The 19269-nt window shown below is 73.4% G+C and carries 19 protein-coding genes and 1 pseudogene; 7 read left to right on the forward strand and 13 right to left on the reverse strand.

Annotation, left to right across the window (positions count from 1 at the left end; all coding sequences use genetic code 11):
• Positions 1-32: 32 nt before the first annotated feature.
• Positions 33-833, reverse strand: coding sequence for a MerR family transcriptional regulator (locus tag SCK26_RS16775; RefSeq protein ID WP_318202119.1), 801 nt, complete (start codon positions 831-833; stop codon positions 33-35).
• A 114-nt stretch (positions 834-947) separates the two neighbouring features.
• On the opposite strand from SCK26_RS16775, the gene SCK26_RS16780 reads away from it, so the two are divergent.
• Positions 948-2354, forward strand: coding sequence for a glutamate decarboxylase (locus tag SCK26_RS16780; protein WP_318202120.1), 1407 nt, complete (start codon positions 948-950; stop codon positions 2352-2354).
• A gap of 29 nt (positions 2355-2383) precedes the next feature.
• Here SCK26_RS16780 and SCK26_RS16785 read toward each other — a convergent pair whose 3' ends face one another.
• The 4 genes from SCK26_RS16785 to SCK26_RS16800 form a co-directional block, all read right to left on the reverse strand.
• Positions 2384-3025, reverse strand: a complete 642-nt coding sequence (locus SCK26_RS16785) for a PadR family transcriptional regulator (protein WP_318202121.1) — start codon at positions 3023-3025, stop codon at positions 2384-2386.
• Between the two features lie 23 nt (positions 3026-3048).
• Complete coding sequence (locus tag SCK26_RS16790) at positions 3049-3591, reverse strand: DinB family protein (protein ID WP_318202122.1); 543 nt, start codon at positions 3589-3591, stop codon at positions 3049-3051.
• A gap of 117 nt (positions 3592-3708) precedes the next feature.
• Positions 3709-5169 (reverse strand): aldehyde dehydrogenase family protein, encoded by a 1461-nt coding sequence (locus SCK26_RS16795; RefSeq protein WP_318202123.1) that lies wholly within the window; start codon positions 5167-5169, stop codon positions 3709-3711.
• Between the two features lie 104 nt (positions 5170-5273).
• Complete coding sequence (locus tag SCK26_RS16800; protein WP_318206025.1) at positions 5274-6098, reverse strand: helix-turn-helix transcriptional regulator; 825 nt, start codon at positions 6096-6098, stop codon at positions 5274-5276.
• Positions 6099-6466: 368 nt separating this feature from the next.
• Here SCK26_RS16800 and SCK26_RS16805 point away from each other — a divergent pair, with 368 nt between their 5' ends.
• On the forward strand, positions 6467-6940 hold the full coding sequence (locus SCK26_RS16805) for an ATP-binding protein (protein ID WP_318202124.1): 474 nt from the start codon (positions 6467-6469) through the stop codon (positions 6938-6940).
• A gap of 132 nt (positions 6941-7072) precedes the next feature.
• Here SCK26_RS16805 and SCK26_RS16810 read toward each other — a convergent pair whose 3' ends face one another.
• The 5 genes and pseudogenes from SCK26_RS16810 to rpmG all read right to left on the reverse strand — a co-directional run bounded on the left by SCK26_RS16810 (position 7073) and on the right by rpmG (position 9674).
• Positions 7073-7342, reverse strand: a complete 270-nt coding sequence (locus SCK26_RS16810) for a DUF397 domain-containing protein (RefSeq protein WP_318202125.1) — start codon at positions 7340-7342, stop codon at positions 7073-7075.
• Between the two features lie 489 nt (positions 7343-7831).
• Positions 7832-7969: pseudogene (locus SCK26_RS37985) on the reverse strand (30S ribosomal protein S18); the annotation flags it as partial.
• A gap of 92 nt (positions 7970-8061) precedes the next feature.
• Positions 8062-9249 (reverse strand): CobW family GTP-binding protein, encoded by a 1188-nt coding sequence (locus SCK26_RS16820; RefSeq protein ID WP_318202126.1) that lies wholly within the window; start codon positions 9247-9249, stop codon positions 8062-8064.
• A complete protein-coding gene (locus tag SCK26_RS16825) occupies positions 9246-9500 on the reverse strand; it encodes a type B 50S ribosomal protein L31 (protein ID WP_318202127.1) in 255 nt (84 codons plus the stop codon). The genes SCK26_RS16820 and SCK26_RS16825 overlap by 4 nt, the downstream gene beginning before the upstream one ends.
• A gap of 9 nt (positions 9501-9509) precedes the next feature.
• On the reverse strand, positions 9510-9674 hold the full coding sequence (gene rpmG / locus SCK26_RS16830) for a 50S ribosomal protein L33 (RefSeq protein ID WP_318202128.1): 165 nt from the start codon (positions 9672-9674) through the stop codon (positions 9510-9512).
• Positions 9675-9736: 62 nt separating this feature from the next.
• Between rpmG and rpmB the strand changes: the two genes are divergently transcribed.
• From rpmB to SCK26_RS16845, 3 genes are all read left to right on the forward strand, one after another.
• Entirely contained in the window at positions 9737-9973 is a 237-nt protein-coding gene (rpmB, locus tag SCK26_RS16835; protein ID WP_189997928.1) for a 50S ribosomal protein L28, read from the forward strand.
• Positions 9973-10278 carry a 30S ribosomal protein S14 gene (gene rpsN / locus SCK26_RS16840; protein WP_318202129.1) on the forward strand — a complete coding sequence of 102 codons (306 nt, stop codon included), beginning with the start codon at positions 9973-9975 and terminating at the stop codon, positions 10276-10278. Before rpmB ends, rpsN begins: the two co-directional genes overlap by 1 nt.
• Positions 10279-10447: 169 nt before the next feature.
• Complete coding sequence (locus tag SCK26_RS16845) at positions 10448-10963, forward strand: DUF4232 domain-containing protein (RefSeq protein WP_318202130.1); 516 nt, start codon at positions 10448-10450, stop codon at positions 10961-10963.
• Positions 10964-11007: 44 nt separating this feature from the next.
• Here the strand turns inward: SCK26_RS16845 and SCK26_RS16850 are convergent, their stop codons facing one another.
• Positions 11008-12117, reverse strand: a complete 1110-nt coding sequence (locus tag SCK26_RS16850; protein WP_318202131.1) for a DUF2786 domain-containing protein — start codon at positions 12115-12117, stop codon at positions 11008-11010.
• A 191-nt stretch (positions 12118-12308) separates the two neighbouring features.
• Between SCK26_RS16850 and SCK26_RS16855 the strand changes: the two genes are divergently transcribed.
• Both SCK26_RS16855 and SCK26_RS16860 read left to right on the forward strand, forming a co-directional pair.
• The gene (locus SCK26_RS16855) at positions 12309-13055 is read left to right on the forward strand and encodes a Clp protease N-terminal domain-containing protein (RefSeq protein ID WP_318202132.1); all 747 of its coding nucleotides are present in this window, start codon (positions 12309-12311) and stop codon (positions 13053-13055) included.
• A 48-nt stretch (positions 13056-13103) separates the two neighbouring features.
• Positions 13104-14792 (forward strand): bifunctional 3'-5' exonuclease/DNA polymerase, encoded by a 1689-nt coding sequence (locus SCK26_RS16860; RefSeq protein ID WP_318202133.1) that lies wholly within the window; start codon positions 13104-13106, stop codon positions 14790-14792.
• A 52-nt stretch (positions 14793-14844) separates the two neighbouring features.
• Here SCK26_RS16860 and SCK26_RS16865 read toward each other — a convergent pair whose 3' ends face one another.
• Positions 14845-18072 carry a BTAD domain-containing putative transcriptional regulator gene (locus SCK26_RS16865; RefSeq protein ID WP_318202134.1) on the reverse strand — a complete coding sequence of 1076 codons (3228 nt, stop codon included), beginning with the start codon at positions 18070-18072 and terminating at the stop codon, positions 14845-14847.
• A gap of 495 nt (positions 18073-18567) precedes the next feature.
• Positions 18568-19248 (reverse strand): hypothetical protein, encoded by a 681-nt coding sequence (locus SCK26_RS16870; RefSeq protein ID WP_318202135.1) that lies wholly within the window; start codon positions 19246-19248, stop codon positions 18568-18570.
• Between the last annotated feature and the right edge of the window lie 21 nt (positions 19249-19269).

A 19269-nucleotide genomic window follows, 5' to 3' on the forward strand; every position in this document is an offset into this window, starting at 1 on the left:
AAGCTGTGACTCCGGGGACCCGACGCGGCCCTTCAGGACGCGGTGTGCCGGGCCGTGTTCGCGGCGATCGCGTCCCGCATGTACCGGGCCAGACCGGGACGGATGGCCTCGTACGTGGCGGTGAACCGCTCGTCGGTGACGTACATCTCGCCGAGGCACGCGTGCAGCTCGTGCCCGCAGTCGTAGTACGCGCCCGTGATGAACCGGCGGTGCTCCTCGGCGACGTCCGCGGCGGCCCGCGAGTCCGCGGGGACGCCCTCGGCGAGCAGGGCGGCCATGCGGTCGTGGATCGCGTCCAGCTCGCCGTTGATCCGCTTCCAGTCCTCCTTGGTGTAGGAGGCGGTCCGGCGCTGCGACTGCCGGTAGGCCTCCGTGTCGCCCCAGCGCCGCTCCACCTCCTCCGCGTGCTCGTCCGGGTCGAAGTCGCCGAAGACCTCGAACTTCTCCTCCGGTGTCAGGTTGATGCCCATCCTGCGTGCCTCCATGGCGTGCTCCACGGCCGCGGCCATCTCGCGCAGCTTCTCGATCCGGGCGGTCAGCAGGTCGTGCTGCCGGCGCAGGTGCGCGCGCGGGTCCGCGTCCGGGTCGTCGAGCAGGGCCGCGACCTCGTCGAGCGGGAAGCCGAGCTGCCGGTAGAACAGGATCTGCTGGAGCCGGTCGAGATCGGCGTCGGTGTAGCGCCGGTGCCCGGCGTGCGTGCGCTCGCCGGGCACGAGCAGGCCGATCTCGTCGTAGTGGTGCAGGGTGCGCACCGTGATCCCGGCGAACCCGGCGACCCGTCCCACGGTGTAGACCCGTCCCACGGAGGGCTCCCGGTCCACGGGCTGACTCACTTCTTCCGCTCCTTCGGTCGGTACGCCGTCCACACTGGGGCCTCACGTCGCGTGAGGTGCAAGCCGCCTTCGATTCGGGATGTTGATGATGTTCCGTCCGCTTATGGTGTGCTCATGGCGCTGCACAGAGGTTCCGGCCGGCACGAGGCGCGGACGGTGTCGGTCAACCCGTTCTTCGGGGCGGCCGACCCGCTCGGCGGCATGACCGAGGCCCCGCCCACGCACCGGCTGCCGGACGGCCCGCTGCCCCCGTCCACGGCGTACCAGCTGGTCCACGACGAACTGATGCTGGACGGCAACTCCCGGCTGAACCTGGCCACCTTCGTCACCACCTGGATGGAGCCGCAGGCCGGGGTGCTGATGGCGGAGTGCCGGGACAAGAACATGATCGACAAGGACGAGTACCCGCGCACGGCCGAGCTGGAGCGGCGCTGCGTGGCGATCCTCGCCGACCTGTGGCACGCGCCGGACCCGTCGGCCGCCGTGGGCTGTTCGACGACCGGGTCGAGCGAGGCGTGCATGCTCGCCGGGATGGCGCTGAAGCGGCGCTGGACGAAGGCCAACGCCGGCCGGTACCCGGGGGCGCGGCCCAATCTGGTGATGGGGATCAACGTCCAGGTGTGCTGGGAGAAGTTCTGCGACTTCTGGGAGGTCGAGGCCCGGCAGGTCCCGATGGAGGGCGAACGGTTCCATCTGGACCCGGAGGCCGCCGCCGGGCTGTGCGACGAGAACACCATCGGCGTGGTGGCCGTCCTCGGTTCGACCTTCGACGGCTCCTACGAACCGGTCGCCGGCCTGTGCGCGGCCCTGGACGCCCTCCAGGAGCGCACCGGGCTCGACATCCCGGTGCACGTGGACGCGGCGTCCGGCGGAATGGTGGCGCCCTTCCTGGACGAGGACCTGGTGTGGGACTTCCGGCTGCCGCGCGTGGCCTCCGTCAACACCTCCGGGCACAAGTACGGCCTGGTCTACCCGGGCGTCGGCTGGGCCCTGTGGCGGGACGGCGCGGCCCTGCCCGAGGAACTGGTCTTCCGGGTCGACTACCTGGGCGGGAACATGCCGACCTTCGCCCTGAACTTCTCCCGGCCCGGCGCCCAGGTGGTGGCGCAGTACTACACGTTCCTGCGGCTCGGCCGGGAGGGCTACCGGGCGGTCCAGGGGGCGACCCGGGACGTGGCGACCTCGCTGGCCCGGCGGATCGCGGACCTCGGCGACTTCCGGCTGCTCACCCACGGCGACCAGCTCCCCGTGTTCGCGCTGACCACGGCGGAGGACGTCACGTCGTACGACGTCTTCGACGTCTCCCGGCGGCTGCGCGAGAGCGGCTGGCTGGTGCCCGCCTACACCTTCCCGGCGCACCGCGAGGACCTGTCGGTGCTGCGGGTCGTTTGCCGCAACGGCTTCTCGCACGACCTGGCCGAGCTGTTCCTGGCCGACCTGACCCGGTTGCTGCCGGAGCTGCGCCGGCAGCCGCGTCCGCTGACCCGGGACAAGGCGGCGGCCACCGGCTTCCACCACTGAAAGCCGCGAGAAGCACCGCGCGGGCCCGTTCAGCGGTCGTCCCCCGGATGCCGCTCCCCCGTCGCGTACGGGTTCTCCTGGCCCTCGGCGAGGACGCCGACGAACGGCTCGCCCTCCCCCGCGAACGTGTACGCGCCCGCCTCCAGCCGGTCGACCAGGCCCTGGGTCCAGGCCGCGTCGGAGTCGGCCGTGTGGAGCCACATGCGCATGATCTCGCCGATGTGGCCGAGCTGTTCCGGTCCGCCCTCGGGGAGGTACTGGCCGGTGACGGAGTCCCGCCACCGGCCGATCCGGCGGATCCGCTCCCGCAGCAGCTCCAGGGCCTCGGCGCGGGGCAGCTCGACGAGGAAGCCGACGGCCGCCGACCGGACGTCGGTCCTCTGGTCGTAGGAGACCAGGGACTCGCGCAGCAGCCGGAGGAACTCCTCCTCGCCGCGGGAGGTGATCTCGTACTCGGTGCGCGGCGGACCGCCGGCCGTGGACGGCGCCGTCTCGTGCGCGTGCAGCAGTCCCTGCCGGGCCATCTGCTTCAGGGCGTGGTAGACCGAGCCGGGCTTGGCGTTGGACCACTCGTGCGCGCCCCAGTACTCCAGGTCGTTGCGCACCTGGTAGCCGTGGGCCCGGCCGTGCTGACGGACCGCGCCCAGCACGAGGAGACGGATCGCTGACATGGGATCCAGGTTAGGACCCGCGGTCAGGCCGGGGTCCGCGCCTCGGCGACCAGCTCGAACGCGGTCCTGCCGTCCAGCGACTCGCGGAGGATGTCGGCGTGGCCGGCGTGCCGGGCCGTCTCGCGGATCAGGTGCAGGCACAGCCAGCGCAGCGAGACGCGGCCCTCGGGCGGGAACCAGGGGTCGGGCGGCAGCGGGAAGGTGTCGTCCAGGCTGGGCGCGGAGCGGATCAGCTCTTCCGTCCCGGCGGCCACCCGCTCCCAGTACGCCAGCTGACCGGCGACCGTCTCGTCGTCCGTCAGCCGGAACGTCTCGTGCCAGTTCGACGCGTCGCGCGGCACGGCGGGCGGCTCCCGCCTCGCCCGGGCGACCCAGCCCTGCTCGACCTCGGCCACATGCTTGAGCAGGCCGCCCAGGGACAGCTCGCTCGCGCTCGGGCGGGTCCGGGCCTGCTCCTCGGTCAGCCCGAGCAGGGCCCGGCGGATCCCGCCGCGCTGCTCCTCGATGAACGCGAGCAGCGCTCCCCGCTCGTCACCCGTGTCCTCCGCCGGTACGTGCATCACCATGGCCCGCCGCCTCTCGTCCGACCGTTCACCGGGGCGTTCGCCCCGACGGGAAAGACGTTAGGGGCCAATGCGGTCGGATCCTGTCCGCATTGGCCCCGTGCGGGACGTCCGGCCGGGCTAGAACGGGAATCCGCTGCGGCCGTGCTGGATCGAGATCCACTTGACCGTGGTGAACGCCTCCATCGTGGTCTCGCCGTTGAGGCGGCCGACGCCGGAGTGCTTCTCCCCGCCGAAGGGCACGATCGGCTCGTCGTGGACGGTGCCGTCGTTCACGTGGAACATGCCGGTGTCGATCCGCTTGGCGAAGGCGACACCGCGCTCGATGTTCCCGGTGTGGACGGCGCCGCTGAGGCCGTAGGGGGTGCCGTTGACGATCCGCACCGCGTCCTCCTCGCCGTCGAACGGGATGAGGAAGACGACCGGGCCGAACACCTCCTGCTGGAGCAGCGGTGAGCCGGCCGGGACGCCGGTCAGCACGCTCGGCTCGACCAGGTTGTTGGTGGTCGTGCCGCGCACCAGCGCGGTGGCGCCCTCGGCGAGCGCCTGCTCGACGGTGCCGGAGATCGCGTTGGCCTGCGCGGAGTTGATCACCGGGCCGATCACGGTCTGCGGGTCGCGCGGGTCGCCGACCTTCAGGCCGCGGACCTTGGCGACGAACTTCTCGGTGAACTCCTCGTGGACGGAGCGGTCCACCAGCACCCGGTTGGCGGCCATGCAGACCTGGCCCTGGTGCACGAACCGGCTGAAGACCGCCGCGTCCACCGCGTAGTCGATGTCGGCGTCGTCCAGCACCACCAGGGCGCTGTTGCCGCCCAGTTCGAGGACCGAGCGCTTGAAGTGCCTGGCGCACACGGTGGCGACGTGCCGGCCGACCTTGTCCGAGCCGGTGAAGGAGATCACCTTCGGGACGGGGTGCTCGATGAACGCGTCGCCGATCTCGGCGATGTCGGTGACCAGGACGTTCAGCAGACCGCCGGGCAGCCCGGCGTCCTCGAAGATCTTCGCAATCAGGGTGCCGCCGGCGATCGGGGTGTTCTGGTGCGGCTTGAGCACCACGGCGTTGCCGAGCGCGAGGGCCGGGGCGACCGACTTCAGCGACAGCAGGAAGGGGAAGTTGAACGGGCTGATCACGCCCACGACACCGACCGGGACGCGGTAGACGCGGTTCTCCTTGCCGTCGCCCGGCGAGGGCAGGATCCTGCCCTCGGGGCGCAGCGCGAGGTGGATCGACTCGCGCAGGAACTCCTTGGCGAGGTGCAGTTCGAAGCCGGCCTTCACCCGCGTGCCGCCCAGCTCCGCCGTGATCAGGTCCGCTATCTCCTGCTCCCGGTCCTCCACCAGCCGCAGCGCCCGCTCGAAGACGGCCCGTCGGGTGTAGGGGTTGGTCTCGGCCCACTCCTTCTGGGCGCGGGCCGCGGCCCGGTAGGCCAGGTCCACCTCGTCGACGGTGGCCACGGTGATCGAGGCGAGCTTCTCGTCGTTGTAGGGGTTGAAGTCGATGACGTCCCAGGAGCCCGAGCCCGGGCGCCATTCGCCGTCGATGTACTGCCGGGCCAGGTCGCTGAAGTAGGACGACATGTGATCCCTCAATCGCTAGCGGACACCAGATCTACGCCGTGTCTGACAGCACGTCATCGTACTTGTGTCCGCCGTGAGTTGAGAGTCCCGAGAGGCCCGATCGGTCAGGAGAGCTGCAGGAGGCCGCGGAGCAGGTCCCGGCTCTCGTCCGGGCCGGGGCTGTCCTGCTGGAGCTCCTTCAGGGCCTGCTCGTACTGGGCGACGTCCTCGCGCTTGTCCAGGTAGAGCGCGCTGGTCAGCTGCTCCAGGTAGACCACGTCCGACAGGTCGGATTCGGGGAAGCTGAGGATGGTGAAGGCGCCGCTCTCACCGGAGTGCCCGCCGAAGCTGAACGGCATGACCTGGAGCCGTACGTTGGACCGCTCGGAGATGTCGATCAGGTGCTGGAGCTGGCCGCGCATCACGTCCCGGTCGCCGTAGGGGCGGCGCAGGGCGGCCTCGTCCAGGACGATGTGCAGTTCCGGGGCGTTGTCGGAGAGCAGGTGCCGCTGCCGCTCCAGGCGCAGGGCGACCCGGCGCTCGATGTCGGCGGCGCTCGCGCCCTTCATGCCGCGCCGGACCACCTCGCGGGCGTACTCCTCGGTCTGCAGCAGGCCGTGCACGAACTGCACCTCGTAGACCCGGATCAGCGAGGCGGCGCCCTCCAGGCCCACGTAGGTGGGGAACCAGCTCGGCAGGACGTCGGTGTAACTGTGCCACCAGCCGGCCACGTTGGCCTCCCGGGCGAGGGAGAGGAGCGACTCGCGCTCCGACTCGTCGGTGATGCCGTAGAGCGTCAGCAGGTCTTCGACGTCTCTGGTCTTGAAGCTCACCCGGCCCAGCTCCATGCGGCTGATCTTCGACTCGGAGGCGCGGATCGAGTAGCCCGCCGCCTCGCGCGTGATCCCCCGCGCCTCCCGCAGTCGCCTGAGTTGCGAGCCGAGCAGCATCCGCCGCACCACCGATCCGGGCTCTCCCGCGCTCACTTTCGCCAGCCTCCCCAACCGTCTCTCAGGGGCCGAAGTCTGCCACTAAAACACTCCGAGCAGTACTCGCACGGTTACGGAAACGGAAAGAGCTCGGCCGTTTCCGCCTGGCCCGGACCGGGAAAGAGGTCCGGACCTCTGGCAGGTGACGAGGTGAACTCGGCGGAAAAAATGGCCAAGAAGTGGTACGGACAGTGCCATTTCGGCCGCGTGCACGTGCATCTGCCCTTGCATCTGCTCTGCGCTTCCGAAACCATGGTGCCGCGCCACCGCTGCATCGCAACGACCGCGAATTCCCGGGAGTGCCTCGCATGGGGACGAATGGATCGACCATGCTCAAGCCGTTACGGCAGGGCCTTCCGCCGCTGGATCCCGCGGCCGTGTCCGATGCCGCCTCCTGCGCCCTCCCCGCCCGCTACGAGGCGGTGCGCGAGGCCCGGCACTTCACCCGGGACACCCTGGCCCGGTGGGACGTCGGCGACCGCTTCGACGACGTGTGTCTCGTCGTCTCCGAACTCGTCACCAACGCCCTGCGCCACGCGGTGCCGGCGGACCCGTGTCCCGCCGTCGGGCTCCCGTCCGTGCGGCTGCACCTGATGCGCTGGCGCGAGCGGCTGGTGTGCGCGGTGCGCGACCCGAGCCACGAGACGCCCGTGCCGCGGGACTCGGACGACTTCTCGGCCGAGTCGGGCCGCGGCCTCTTCCTCGTCGACTCCTTCGCCGACAGCTGGGGCTGGCACCCGCTCGCGGGCACCCTGGAGGGCAAGGTGGTCTGGGCGCTGTTCCGGCTGCGTCCGGCGGGCTGATCCGGTCCGGCGCGGGTGCGCGTGCGGAATCTACGCGCGTACACCCGTCGCTCGCGCGGTACGCGTCCGGCCGGCCGTCGTGGGCACGCGCCCGCGGGCTTCCGCGTCCGTGCGGACCGGGCGGCCGGACGGTCAGCTCGCGATCAAGTGGTCGAACTCGCCGTCCTTGATCCCGAGGAGCATGGCCTCGATCTCGGCGCGGGTGTAGACGAGCGCCGGCCCGTCCGGGAAGCGCGAGTTCCGCACGGCGACATCACCGCCCGGCAGCCGCGCGAACTCCACGCAGGAACCCTGCGAATTGCTGTGCCTGCTCTTCTGCCAGGCCACTCCGTCCAGCTGCGTGGCAGCCATGCCGTTGTACACGTCGTACCCCCCGTACACGCCGTCAACGTCGCGGTCCACAGGTCGCTCCCCGGTGGTGCACTGGCTGATTGCCATAGGTGCTGTGGTCAACTGACCCGGATCATAGCTCTGTTCACGTGCGGATGCATGAGCAGATGCACGTGCACGAGCGGTGTTCCCGCGATTACAGCTTTGACGTGTGCTTTACCAGAGCCGCTCCCGCGCCTGCCCCGGAGCAGGCAGGACATGCCCGGCCCCGCACTAAGGAGAGACGCGCGCCGCGCCCTCCATGTTCCACCCTCCGGGCACATGACGACCCGTCGGACTGGCCGGAACGGCGTCCGTCCACCGGAGGGACGGCCTCCGCCCGGCGTCGTAGACCGGTCGCTGTGCCGATACGACGCCGGGCCACGGGCGGCGGGACACGTGACGGAGATCATCCGGTGCCGGTCGGCGCAGCCCTTGGGAGCGAGCCGTTCCGGGATGCCGCCGGGTACCGCGAGAGGCGGGCACCGCCTCGCGGGACGGTGCCCGCCTCCGCGGGAACGGTCAGCGGCCGGGACAGGGGAGCGGCGCCGTCTCCCGGGCGTTCTTCACGGCCCGCGCCGGCCGCCGCCGGCGGACGGTGCCCCGGGTGACCCGGCGGCTGCGGATCCCGCCCCGGCCGGAGAGGAACTTCCGCGAGAGAGTGGTGTCCTTTCAGCCGATGGCGGTGCTCCCTGCCTCGTCCGGCGGGTCGGGGCGGCTGCGGGCGGACGGGCGGTCGCTCTCGCGGGGCATCAGACCCCCAGCAGGCTGTCGAAGGCGGGCGGGAGCCGGCGCCAGGAGTCCCGTCCGGCGGCGTACTCGGCGTCGGTGAGCAGGCAGGACTCCAGCAGCCGGGCCAGCCCCTCGCGGTCGAGGCCGGGCGAGGTGAACACGAGGTGGTTGCAGCGGTCACCGTGCTCGGGGTGCCAGTCCAGCGCGGCGGCGGCGCGGCGCACCGGCGGGACCAGCTCCCAGGCCGCGTCCGGCAGCGCGGCGAGCCAGGGCCCCGCGCTCTCCACGCACAGCGCTCCGCCGGCCGCGTCCCAGTGCAGCAGCGTGTCCGGCTTGTCGGCCAGCCAGAACCGGCCCCGGCTGCGGGCGGCGGCGCAGGTCAGGTCCTCCAGCGCCGTGTACAGCCGCTCCGGGTGGAAGGGGCGGCGGTGGCGCCAGACCAGCGTGGTGACGCCGTGGTCGTCGGCCTCCTGGGGCAGCAGGGCGCAGGCCGGGTGCTGGGCAGCGGCGGCGGCCTCCACGTCGAATCCGGCGAGGGCGGCCCGGGCGAGCGGCCCCGGGACTCCGCTGTCCGCACCGGCCGGGACCCGGCGCTCGCGGCCGTCCTCGCCCGCGTCCGCGCCGATCGGGACGCGGCGGGCCGTCGGGTGGAGCTGGGCCAGCAGCTCGTGGTCCTCGTCGTCGGCCTCCGGGGAATCGGCGACGGCGAGCACGGGGGCGTACTCCAGCTGCCGGGCGAAGGTGTCGGCGACCGTGCGCCGGTCGGTGGCCGCCGCCGCGAGCCCGGCCTCGGCGAGGTCGTCGCCGTTGCCGAGGTACGGCAGCACCAGCGCCGGGTCCACGGCGGTGATCACCGAGGTGACGGTCAGTCCGCCGGACGCGATCACCTCGGCCATCGCCTTGGGCTCGACCGAGTCCCACAGCTCGACGATCGCCAGCCGGGCGGCGCCGGCGTCGGCGAGCCGGCGCAGCTCGGGCACCAGGTCCGCGCGCAGCGCGCAGCAGGCGCAGTCGTCGACCAGCGGTGTCCGCCCGCTCGACACGACGCCGTCGCGGTCCCGGACCGTCCGCGCGACGGTGCCGGCGCGGGCCGCGGAAAGGTCGTGGTGGAGGACGACGCTCCCGGGCACGTCGGCGAGCAGCCGGTCGACGGCCGCCGTGCGGGCGGCGGCGTGCAGCCCGCCGACGACGGCCACCGCCAGGCTCACGCCCCGCCCCGCTTCCCGAACCGGCGCTCGAAGCGCTCGACGCGCCCGGCGGTGTCGAGCACGCGCGCGGTGCCGGTGTAGAAGGGGTGGCTGACGTCGGAGATCTCGACGTCCACGACCGGATAGGTGTGGCCGTCCTCCCACTCGACCGTCTTGTCGCTCGTCATGGTCGACCGGGTGAGGAAGGCGTGTCCGGCGGCGCGGTCGCGGAAGACGACCGGGCCGTAGGCCGGGTGGATTCCCTTGCGCATGACGGAGGTTCAGCGCTCCTCTCGGAACTCGACGTGCCGGCCGGCGACGGGGTCGTACTTGCGCAGCGTCAGACGGTCCGGGTCGTTGCGGCGGTTCTTGCGGGTCACGTAGGTGTGGCCGGTTCCGGCGGTGGACCTCAGCCGGATGACCGGGCGCAGCTCGTTGCGTGGCATGCTGCTACCTTACTGAAAATGAATTCCATTTGCTGACTCGTTTCGAGGAGAGCTACGTCACCATGTCCGCGCACTGCATGCTCACCGGGGCCCGGCCGGGCTTCGGCAACCGCGTGTCCCACTCCCACCGGCGCACCTCCCGCCGCTTCGACCCCAACATCCAGACCAAGCGCTACTGGCTGCCCGGCGAGGGCCGGTACGTCCGGCTGCGACTGAGCGCCAAGGGCGTCAAGACGGTGGACGCGATCGGCGTCGAGGCGGCCGTCGCCCGGATCCGCGCCCGGGGAGTGCGGGTCTGATGGCGAAGAAGAGCAAGGTCGCGAAGAACGAGCGGCGCAAGGAGGTCGTCGCCCGGTACGCCGGCCGCCGCGCCGAGCTGAAGGAGATCATCCGCCGGCCCGCCACCGCGGAGGCCGAACGGCTCGCCGCCCGGCGGGAGCTGCGGGCACAGCCGAGGGACGCCAGTGCCACGCGCGTGCGCAACCGCGACGGGATCGACGGCCGCCCGCGCGGTCATCTGCGCGCCTTCGGACTGTCCCGGGTGAACCTGCGCGCGCTCGCGCACCAGGGTTTCCTGCCCGGAGTCCGGAAATCCTCCTGGTGACGGCACGGCCGCGCCGGTCGCAAGTACGTCGTCCCGCTTGCCGGTGAGGACCGAGGCCGCCGGGCCTCGATCCGGCCGCTGCCGGGGTTGCGGAGGGGCGCGCGCACGGGACTCGCGGGCAGGCGCCATGATGCAGGGGCACCGTCACCACCAGGACAGGGACCCGCTCATGCGCGCCATTCCGCTCACCGTCACCGCTCTCGCCGCCGCCCTGCTGCTGACCGCCTGCGACGACGGTGGCGGCAAGAGCGACGGCAACGCCGGTTCGGCCTGCGAGATCGGCGGGGTCTCCGTGCAGATCGGCTCGGCGAGCGTGGCCCCGGCGGCCGGGGACGCCGGCGAGATCCCGGTCAGCCTCACCAACCAGAGCGCGCCCTGCACGCTGGACCACTTCCCCGAGGTCGTGCTGGGCGGCGGCGGCAGCGACGCCACCGTGCCCGCGCTCAAGGGCGCGAAGCCCCAGAAGCTGAAGCTCGCCAAGGGCGACTCCGCGACCTTCTCCCTCGGCTACGTCCGCGGCAAGGACGGCGCGAAGGACGTCCTCGCGGCGCGGACCGTGAAGATCACCCTGCCCGGTACGGACACCGGCCGGAGCTTCCCGTGGAAGTACGGCCCGGTCGCCGCCAAGGCCGACGGGAGCGGGCCGGACGCGTCGGTGAGCGCCTTCCAGCAGGTCGGCGACTGAGGGGCCGGGCCGGTCGGTGACCTGGGCTCCGGGTGGGTCGGGGCCTACTCCAGCCGGGGGCGGGCCTTGACCTGGGCCTGGTCCGCTGCCCGGGCGCCCTCGGTCCAGCCCGCCGCGTCGCTGACACCTCGCAGCCGGGTCGTCGTGGTCTCCGGGAACAGGTGCTCCAGCCGGCCGGTGACGGCTATCGCGCGCGTGGCGAGCACCGGCAGCAGGTCCTGGGTCACCTGGGTCTCGGTGGCGGCCGCGAGCCGGTCGCCCACGCGATGCGCGTAGGCCGCGAGGAACGACTGCCGGAAGGTCTTGGTCCGCTTGCGTCCGCCGGCCCGCTGGGCCGCCTCGGCCTTGGTCATCGCGTGCGTGGCCTGCACCAGCAGCGAGGTGTAGAGCAGCTCGACGGCCTCCAGGTCCGCCTCGAAGCCGACGACCGTGGAGAAGCCGAGCGGTTCGTTCCACACCGCGCGGCAGTGGTTGGCCGTGGCCACCGCGTCCAGCAGAACCGCCTTGGCCTGTTCGTACGGCGGCTCGACCCCGATCCGGCAGGCGCCGGGCGCGTCCGGCGCGGGCGCCCCGGCGGCGAGCAGCGCCTCGTCCACGCTGTGCCGGGCCATCAGCTCCTGCGCCTTGGCGCTGAGCGCCTCCGCCTCCTCGGGATAGCCGGTCGCCTCGGCCTTGGCGAGCAGCGCGCGGATGCGGGTGAGCATGCGGGACGCGGCCGGGCCGGGGGCACGGCGGGGCTCGTCGTCCAAGGGCTCCAGGGCGGGCAGGCGCAGCAGCAGGCGGTACAGCTCCAGGACGGCCATGGCGTGCGAGAAGCGGTCGGCGGCGCGGCCGGGGCCGGCGGGCAGCGCGGCCAGCTGGCCGGTCCAGCGGTGCCCGCGCGGGCGGTCCCGCCCGGCCTGCGCCCGGATCAGCGCGGCGGCCAGGCGGACGTGCGTGTCCTCCAGCTCGCGCCGCACCAGCCGTACGACATCGGCGGGCTGCCAGCCGCGTCTCCAGGCCGCCGCCACGAACTCCTCGCCGCGCCGCGCGAGTTCGGCGTCGGCCTCCGGATCGGCGGCGAGCAGGGAGGCGCCCGTGTCGAGCCCGGTGTCGGTGTCGTCGTAGAGGGCGGCCCGGAAGGCCCGCTCGACGGTGCTGGCGGTACTGGTCACAGGCTCGATCGTGCCACGCGCCACCGACAGCACGGGGACGGCTGTCCACAGCCTGTGGACAACTCCGCCGATGACGCGAGCCCGCACGGCCCCGGAAGGCCGCACGCCACTCTCCCACTCCGCGGAATCGGCCCGGAGCGACTGACAACCAACGGTTGACACCTCCTAGGTGGCAACCTACGGTTGACACTATGGCGACCAACCCGAAAGTCACGGCTTCCGTGCGCCTCGACGACCTCATCGAGGCCATCAAGAAGGTCCATCCCGAACCCCTCGACCAGCTCCAGGACGCGGTGATCGCCGCGGATCACCTCGGTGACGTGGCAGACCACCTGATCGGGCACTTCGTCGACCAGGCGCGCCGCTCGGGGGCGTCCTGGACCGACATCGGCCGCAGCATGGGCGTGACCCGGCAGGCGGCGCAGAAGCGTTTCGTGCCCAAGGAGTCCGCCGACCCCGCCCCCGGCCAGGGCTTCGACCGCTACACCCCGCGCGCGCGGAACGTGGTCATGGCCGCGCACAACGAGGCGGTGGCCGCCCGCAACGCCGAGGGCCGCCCCGAGCACCTGCTCCTCGGCCTGCTGTCCGAGCCCCAGGGTCTGGCCGCGAAGGCGATCACCGCGCAGGGCGTGCTCCTGGACGCCGTACGCCAGGCCGCGGCCGCCGCGCTGCCGCCGGCCGCGGACGACGCCCCGGACCTCGTCCCCTACGGACCCGACGCCAAGAAGGTCCTGGAACTGACCTTCCGCGAGGCCCTCCGGCTCGGCCACAACTACATCGGCACCGAGCACATCCTGCTGGCCCTGCTGGAGCACGAGAACGGGCAGGGCGTCCTCAGCGGCCTCGGCGTCACCAAGCCGGCCGTCGAGGCGGAGCTGGCCAGGATGCTGGCCCTGCTGCTGGAGGAGACCTCCGAACCGGGCGACTCGCAAGGGTAGAACCGCAGGTCAGGACGATTGTCAGACCCGCCTGCCACACTCGCGGACATGACGGACCGGTGGGCGCTCGCACCGGCCGAGGACGGAGGCGTGGACGTCGCCCCCCTCGGCCCGGACGGGCTGCCCGCCGGACCGGTGCGGCGGGAGAGCGATCTCGCCGGGGCGGTGCGGAGCCGCCCGGAGGTGACGCGCTGGGTGTGGCGGTCGACCGCCGAGGTCTACCCGCGTCTGCTCGCCACGGGGGTGCGAGTGGAGCGGTGTTACGACATCGAGGACGCCGAGACACTCCTGCTGGGCCACGAGGGCCGGTACGGCGAGCCACGCTCGGCCGCCGCCGCCCTGGCCCGCCTCCGCGGCGGCCCCGTCCCGCCCGACCCGCCGCAGCGCGCGGCCGAACCGGGCGCCCAGTCCCCGCTGTTCGAGCCCGTCGGCCTCCGCCTGCCCCTGCCCGACCTGCTGGCGGTCTACGCCGACCAGCAGCGCCGCCACCAGCGGACCGCCCATCCCGACCGGATGCGGCTGCTGACCGCCGCCGAGTCGGCGGGCATGCTGGTGGCCGCCGAGCTGAACCGCTCCGGCCTGCCGTGGAGCGCCGAGGTCCACCGCGAACTGCTGCACGAGCTGCTCGGCGAGCGGTACGCGGGCGGCGGCGAGCCGCGCCGTCTGGCCGAGCTGGCCGACGAGGTGTCCGCGGCCTTCGGCCGCCGGGTCCGGCCGGACCTGCCCGCCGATGTGGTCAAGGCCTTCGCGCAGGCCGGGATCAAGGTGAAGTCCACCCGCCGCTGGGAGCTGCGGACCATCGACCACCCGGCCGTCGCGCCCCTGCTGGAGTACAAGAAGCTGTACCGCATCTGGGTCGCGCACGGCTGGTCCTGGCTCCAGGACTGGGTGCGCGACGGCCGTTTCCGCCCCGAGTTCCTGGCCGGCGGCACGGTCACCGGCCGCTGGGTGACCAACGGCGGGGGCGGACTGCAGATCCCCAAGGTGATCCGCCGGGCCGTGGTCGCCGACCCCGGCTGGCGGCTGGTGGTGGCCGACGCCGACCAGATGGAGCCGCGCGTACTGGCCGCGATCTCCCGCGACCCCGGTCTGATGGAGGTGGCCGGCCGCGAGAGCGACCTCTACCAGTCCGTCTCCGACCGCGCCTTCTCCGGCGACCGCGAGCAGGCCAAGATCGCCGTGCTCGGCGCGGTGTACGGCCAGACCTCCGGCGACGGCCTGAAGAACCTCGCCGCGCTCCGCCGCCGCTTCCCGAAAGCCGTCGCCTACGTCGACGAGGCCGCCCGCGCGGGCGAGGAGGGCCGGCTGGTACGCACCTGGCTGGGCCGCACCTGCCCGCCGGCCGCCGGTTCCGGCGAGGACACGGCCCAGGAGGCGGGCATCCCGGTCGGCGAGGAGGAACCGGAGGCCCAGTCCGGCTGGGTCCCCGGGTACGCCTCGGCGAACTCCCGCGCGCGAGGCCGCTTCGCGCGCAACTTCGTCGTCCAGGGCAGCGCCGCCGACTGGGCCCTGCTGCTGCTCGCCGCGCTGCGCCGCTCCCTGTGGGACATGGCGGCCGAGCTGGTCTTCTTCCAGCACGACGAGGTGATCGTGCACTGCCCCGCGGAGGAGGCCGACACGGTCGTACGGGCCATCCGCGACTCCGCCGCGCTGGCCGGCCGGCTGACCTTCGGCGACACCCCGGTGCGGTTTCCGTTCACCACGGCGGTGGTGGAGTGCTATGCCGACGCCAAGTGAGCGAGCCGGCCCGTCCGCCGGGCGCCTCCGGGCCGCCGCCCGACGGCCCGCTTCACCCGGAGCCTTCGGGGCCGTCGCCCAGCAGCTCCCGCAGTTCCTCCAGGACCGCCTGTTCGTCCGTGCCGTCCAGTGCCTCGCGCGCCGCGCGCCAGGCGTCGTACGCCTCCGTCCGCCGCCCCCGCTCACGCAGCAGGAACCCGTGCTGGTGCAGGGCCAGCCCGCCCATGTAGCGGTCGGCGCGGGCGTCGGCCCGGCGCAGCAGCTCGGCGCACTCGTCGGCCGCCCGTCCGGTCCGCCCCAGCCGCCGCAGCGCGCGGACCAGGCCGAGGCGGGTCTGGGCCTCGCCGTGCCAGTCGCCGTGGTCGCCGAGGATGCGCAGGCTCTCCTCGAAGTGCCGGGCGGCGGCCTCCGGTTCACCGAGGGTGAGATGGGCGTAGCCGATGTTGCAGTGCGCCGAGTGCCGCACGATGACCGCGCCGATCCTGTCCCCGATCGCCAGCGAGCGCCGGTGCTGCTCGATGGCGGCGCGCGGGTCGGTGTGCTCGTAGAGGTTGCCGAGGTGGCTGCGGGTGACGGCCTCGCCGTAGGGATCGTTCAGCAACCGCGAGTAGACGAGGCTCCGGCGCAGCGCCTCACCCGACTCCGCGAACCGCCCGAGCCCCTCCAGCAGCAGCCCCCGGTTGTTCAGGCAGCGGCGGATCCGCGAGACCATGCCGAGCCGTCCCCAGATCTCCAGGGCCTGGTCGGTGAGGGCGAGGGAGTCGTTCTGCCGGCCGGTCAGGAAGTGCAGGGCGGCGAGGTCGCACAGCGCGTACGCCTCGGCGGCCGGGTCTCCCAGCCGCCGCGCCGCCCGGAGACCTGCCCGCCCCAGCACTTCCATCTCGGCGACCCGGCCGCTGCGCTGCACATAGGGCAGGAGCAGCCGCGTGAGCGCCGAGAGGTGGGCGGCGGTTTGCGGATCACCGGTGTCCGCGTTCCGCGCCACCAGCGCGACGACGTTCTCCAGCTCCACCTCGCCCCAGGCGAACGCCTCCTCGGCCGACTCGAAGGCCGCGAGGGCGGCCACGTCCGCCGCGTGCCCGGCGGGCTGTGCGGCGGTCGGCCGCCGCCGGTCGTCCTGGTCGACGCCGGGCCCGGTGATCGCCGTCAGCACCCGCTCGGCCACGGCCGCGTACCAGCGCAGGGCGACGAGATCGGCGGTGCCGGTGTCCGGGTCCGAGGTCGCGTCCGCGGCGGTGGTCCGCGCGTCGGCGTCGGCCAGCTCGCGGGCGAAGTCGCGGACGAGGTCGTGGGGCGCGTACCGGCCGTACGCCGTCTCCTCCAGCAGGGCGACGTCGACCAGGCGGTCCAGCGCGGCCTCGGCACGCCGCTCGTCGGTGCCGGTGAGACGGGCGATCAGCGGCGCGCCGTACGTCGGCAGGTCGAGCGCGCCGATACGGCACAGGGCGAGGGCCGCGTCCCGGTCGGCCTCGCGCTCGGCGGCGGCCAGCGCGTCGTGCGCGACGGCCAGGGAGCGGCGGACGCTCAGGTCGTCGTACTCCAGGTGGTGCAGCCGGCTGCCGGTGTCGGCGAGCTGACCGGCGAGGACGTCCGGGGTGAGGGCGCGGCGGGCGGCGAGCCGGGCGGCGACCACCCGCAGCGCCAGCGGGAGCCGGCCGGTCAGCTCGACCAGTGGATGGCCGGGGTCCAGCCCCGCGCGTCCGCTCACCGCGCGCAGCAGGGCCGCGCTGTCCTCGCCGGTCAGCGGGGAGAGCGGGAAGCGCCGGGCGCCGTCGAGAGCGGTGAGCGGCGAGCGGCTGGTGACGATCACCGCGCAGCCGGGGCCGGCCGGGAGCAGCGGCCGCACCTGGGCCGCGTTCGCCGCGTCGTCCAGCACCAGCAGGAGGCGGGCGGGGGCGAGCAGTGAGCGGAGCAACGCGGCGGCGGCGTCGGGGTGTTCGGGGATGTTCCGGGGGCCGACGCCGAGGTCGCGCAGCAGTGCGGTGAGCGCCTGGGTGGCGGTGAGCGGGGTCATGCCGGGGGTGGCGCCGTGCAGATTGACGTAGAGCTGGCCGTCGGTGAAGCGTTCCCGCAGCTCATGGGCCACGTGCAGGGCCAGGGCGCTCTTGCCGACACCGGCCATGCCGCTGATCACCGCGACGCCCGGGGCCGGGGCGGGCGGCCCGGTCAGCGCCCGGCACAGCTCGCGCCGTACGTCCGTCCGGCCGGTGAAGTGGGCCGGCGGGGCGGGCAACTGGGCCGGGCGCGGGGTCTGCGGGACGGACGGCTCGGAGCCGGCGGCCGTGGGCTCGGCGGCGGAGGCGGCATCGGCCGGCCGGGGAGCCGCGGGCACGGGGGAGGTGCCGGGCGGCGCGGCAAAGGCGGGCCCGGTGGTGTCGCGGGCGCTGTCCTCGCCGGCATCCGTGGACGAGCCGCCGTCACCGGCGGCCGCCTCCCTTCCCGCCCGGCCTTCCGGCCGGTCATCGTCACGTGCCTGACCGCCGAAGTCGCGCAGCACCTCGACATGTGCCTCGCGGACCGCCGGGCCGGGCTCGATGCCGAGTTCCTCCACCAGACGGGCGCGCAGATCGCGGTGGACGGCGAGGGCCTCGGCCTGGCGCCCGGTGCGGTGCAGGGCGAGCATCAGCTGGCGGTGGTACGCCTCGCGCAGCGGATGCTCGGCGACCAGCGCGGACAGCTCGGGCACCAGAGCGGCCAGGCGGGTGCCGCCGAGGGCGAGTTCGGCGTCGTAGCGCCATTCCAGCAGGAGCAGCCGGGCCTGTTCCAGGCGCTGCGCGAAGGCGTAGCCGCCGATGTCGGCGGGGAGTCCGCCGAGCGGGGCGCCGCGCCACAGCGCAAGCGCGCCGGAGCAGGCCCGCAGGACGCCCGGCCAGTCCCGCCGGGCGTGCGCGGCACGCGCCTCGGCGACCCGGGCGTCGAAGACGTGCACGTCCAGCTCGCCGTGGTCGACCCGCAGCACATAGCCCGGCGGTACGGCCCGCAGCCGCTCGGGATCGTCCAGGAGCCGGCGCAGCCGGGTGACGTGGTTGTGCAGGGATGCCTGCGCGGAGACGGGCGGCGCGCCGCCCCACAGCGCGTCCTTCAGCACCTCGACCGAGACGACCCGGCCGGGCTCCAGCAGCAACGCGGCGAGCAGGGCACGGACCTTGGGACTGCCGATGGACCGGACGTGCCCGTCACCCGAGGCTTCGGAAGGGGGCTCGTACGGAACTCCGTACGACGGGCGGTCGTAGAGGACCGGCGGTCCCAGCAGTCCGAAGCGCAGCTCGCACCGCCGCATCACGCCGCTCCACAGCCTTCCCGCACGGCCGGGACCGACCGCGCTCCGCGGCGGGCGTGTGCCCGCCGTTGCCTGGCGGAAACCCGCCTTGTCCACAACGGTTTCCCGCCACTTCCTGACCACTGAACGGCCGACGGAATCCACCCTTCCGCGGGCCTTTTCCCGCTGCCGACGGTCCGGTTCCGGCCACCCGTCCGGCGGCCCGCCGCCGAACCGTTGGCCACATGTTAGCGATCCGTTGGCGAATCCTGATGTGATCATTCCATCGGATCTGGCTCGACGGCGCGCGCGTATGTCGCGTAACTCGGGGGAGTGTCGCCGCAGGCCGGATCCGGGGACGACAAGGGCCCCGGCCGGCGGAGGTGAACGACCGGGGCCCCGTCCCGCCTTTCGCGACCTGATCGCCCGCGCGCACCACCGCGTCACGCCCTGCCCGCAACGTGTGCCCCGGCCCTTCTCAGAGCCGCTTCCGGACGCGAGCCCGGGACCTGCGCCCTACACCAGCAGCATCCCGCCCGGCTGCTCGTCCCAGTCCAGACCGAACCGGTGCGGAGCACCCAGGCCGCGCAGTTTCGCCTCCCGCCGGGTCATGAACCGCCGCACCTCGTCGGCCAGCACCTCCCGCAGTCCCGCCCACGCCTCATGGCGGCCGTCCGGGACGACGGGAATGCCGTGCGGCGGCCCGGCCCCGGCGTCCTGTCCCTGCTCGTGCGCCCACCGTCCGTCCGGCTGCCACCTGATCCAGGCGGAGTTCCTGATCGCGTTCTTCAGGGAGGCCACGTTGTAGCGGTATCCGAGTCGTTTCAGGCAATAGTCCAGCGCGTCCACGGTCATGGGCTCGCCCGTCGCGAGCAGCACCAGTCGGCTCACTCCCTCCAGGCTGCGGGGGCCGGGCAAGGGACCGTGCCGGTAAAGGCTGTACATGCCCTGTCCGGCCCAGCAGAACCGCCGGTCGGGCGAGAGCACCGCGTTGGCGCTGGGAACGGCGATCTCGCACCCGTGATCGCGCTGTGCCAGGCGGACGAAGTCACGGACGTGCAGCGGCGAGCGGACCGAGCAGGCGATCGCGTACAGGATCTCCGGACGGCTCGCCCAACGCGGTCCCCCGCACCCGCAGCGCTTCTTCTCCCAGGCGGACAGGCGGGCTCCGCACACCCGGCAGGCGTCCGCTGTCACGTCGGCCTTCCGCAGGACGGC

The organism is Streptomyces sp. SCL15-4 (assembly GCF_033366695.1).
GTDB lineage: Bacteria > Actinomycetota > Actinomycetes > Streptomycetales > Streptomycetaceae > Streptomyces.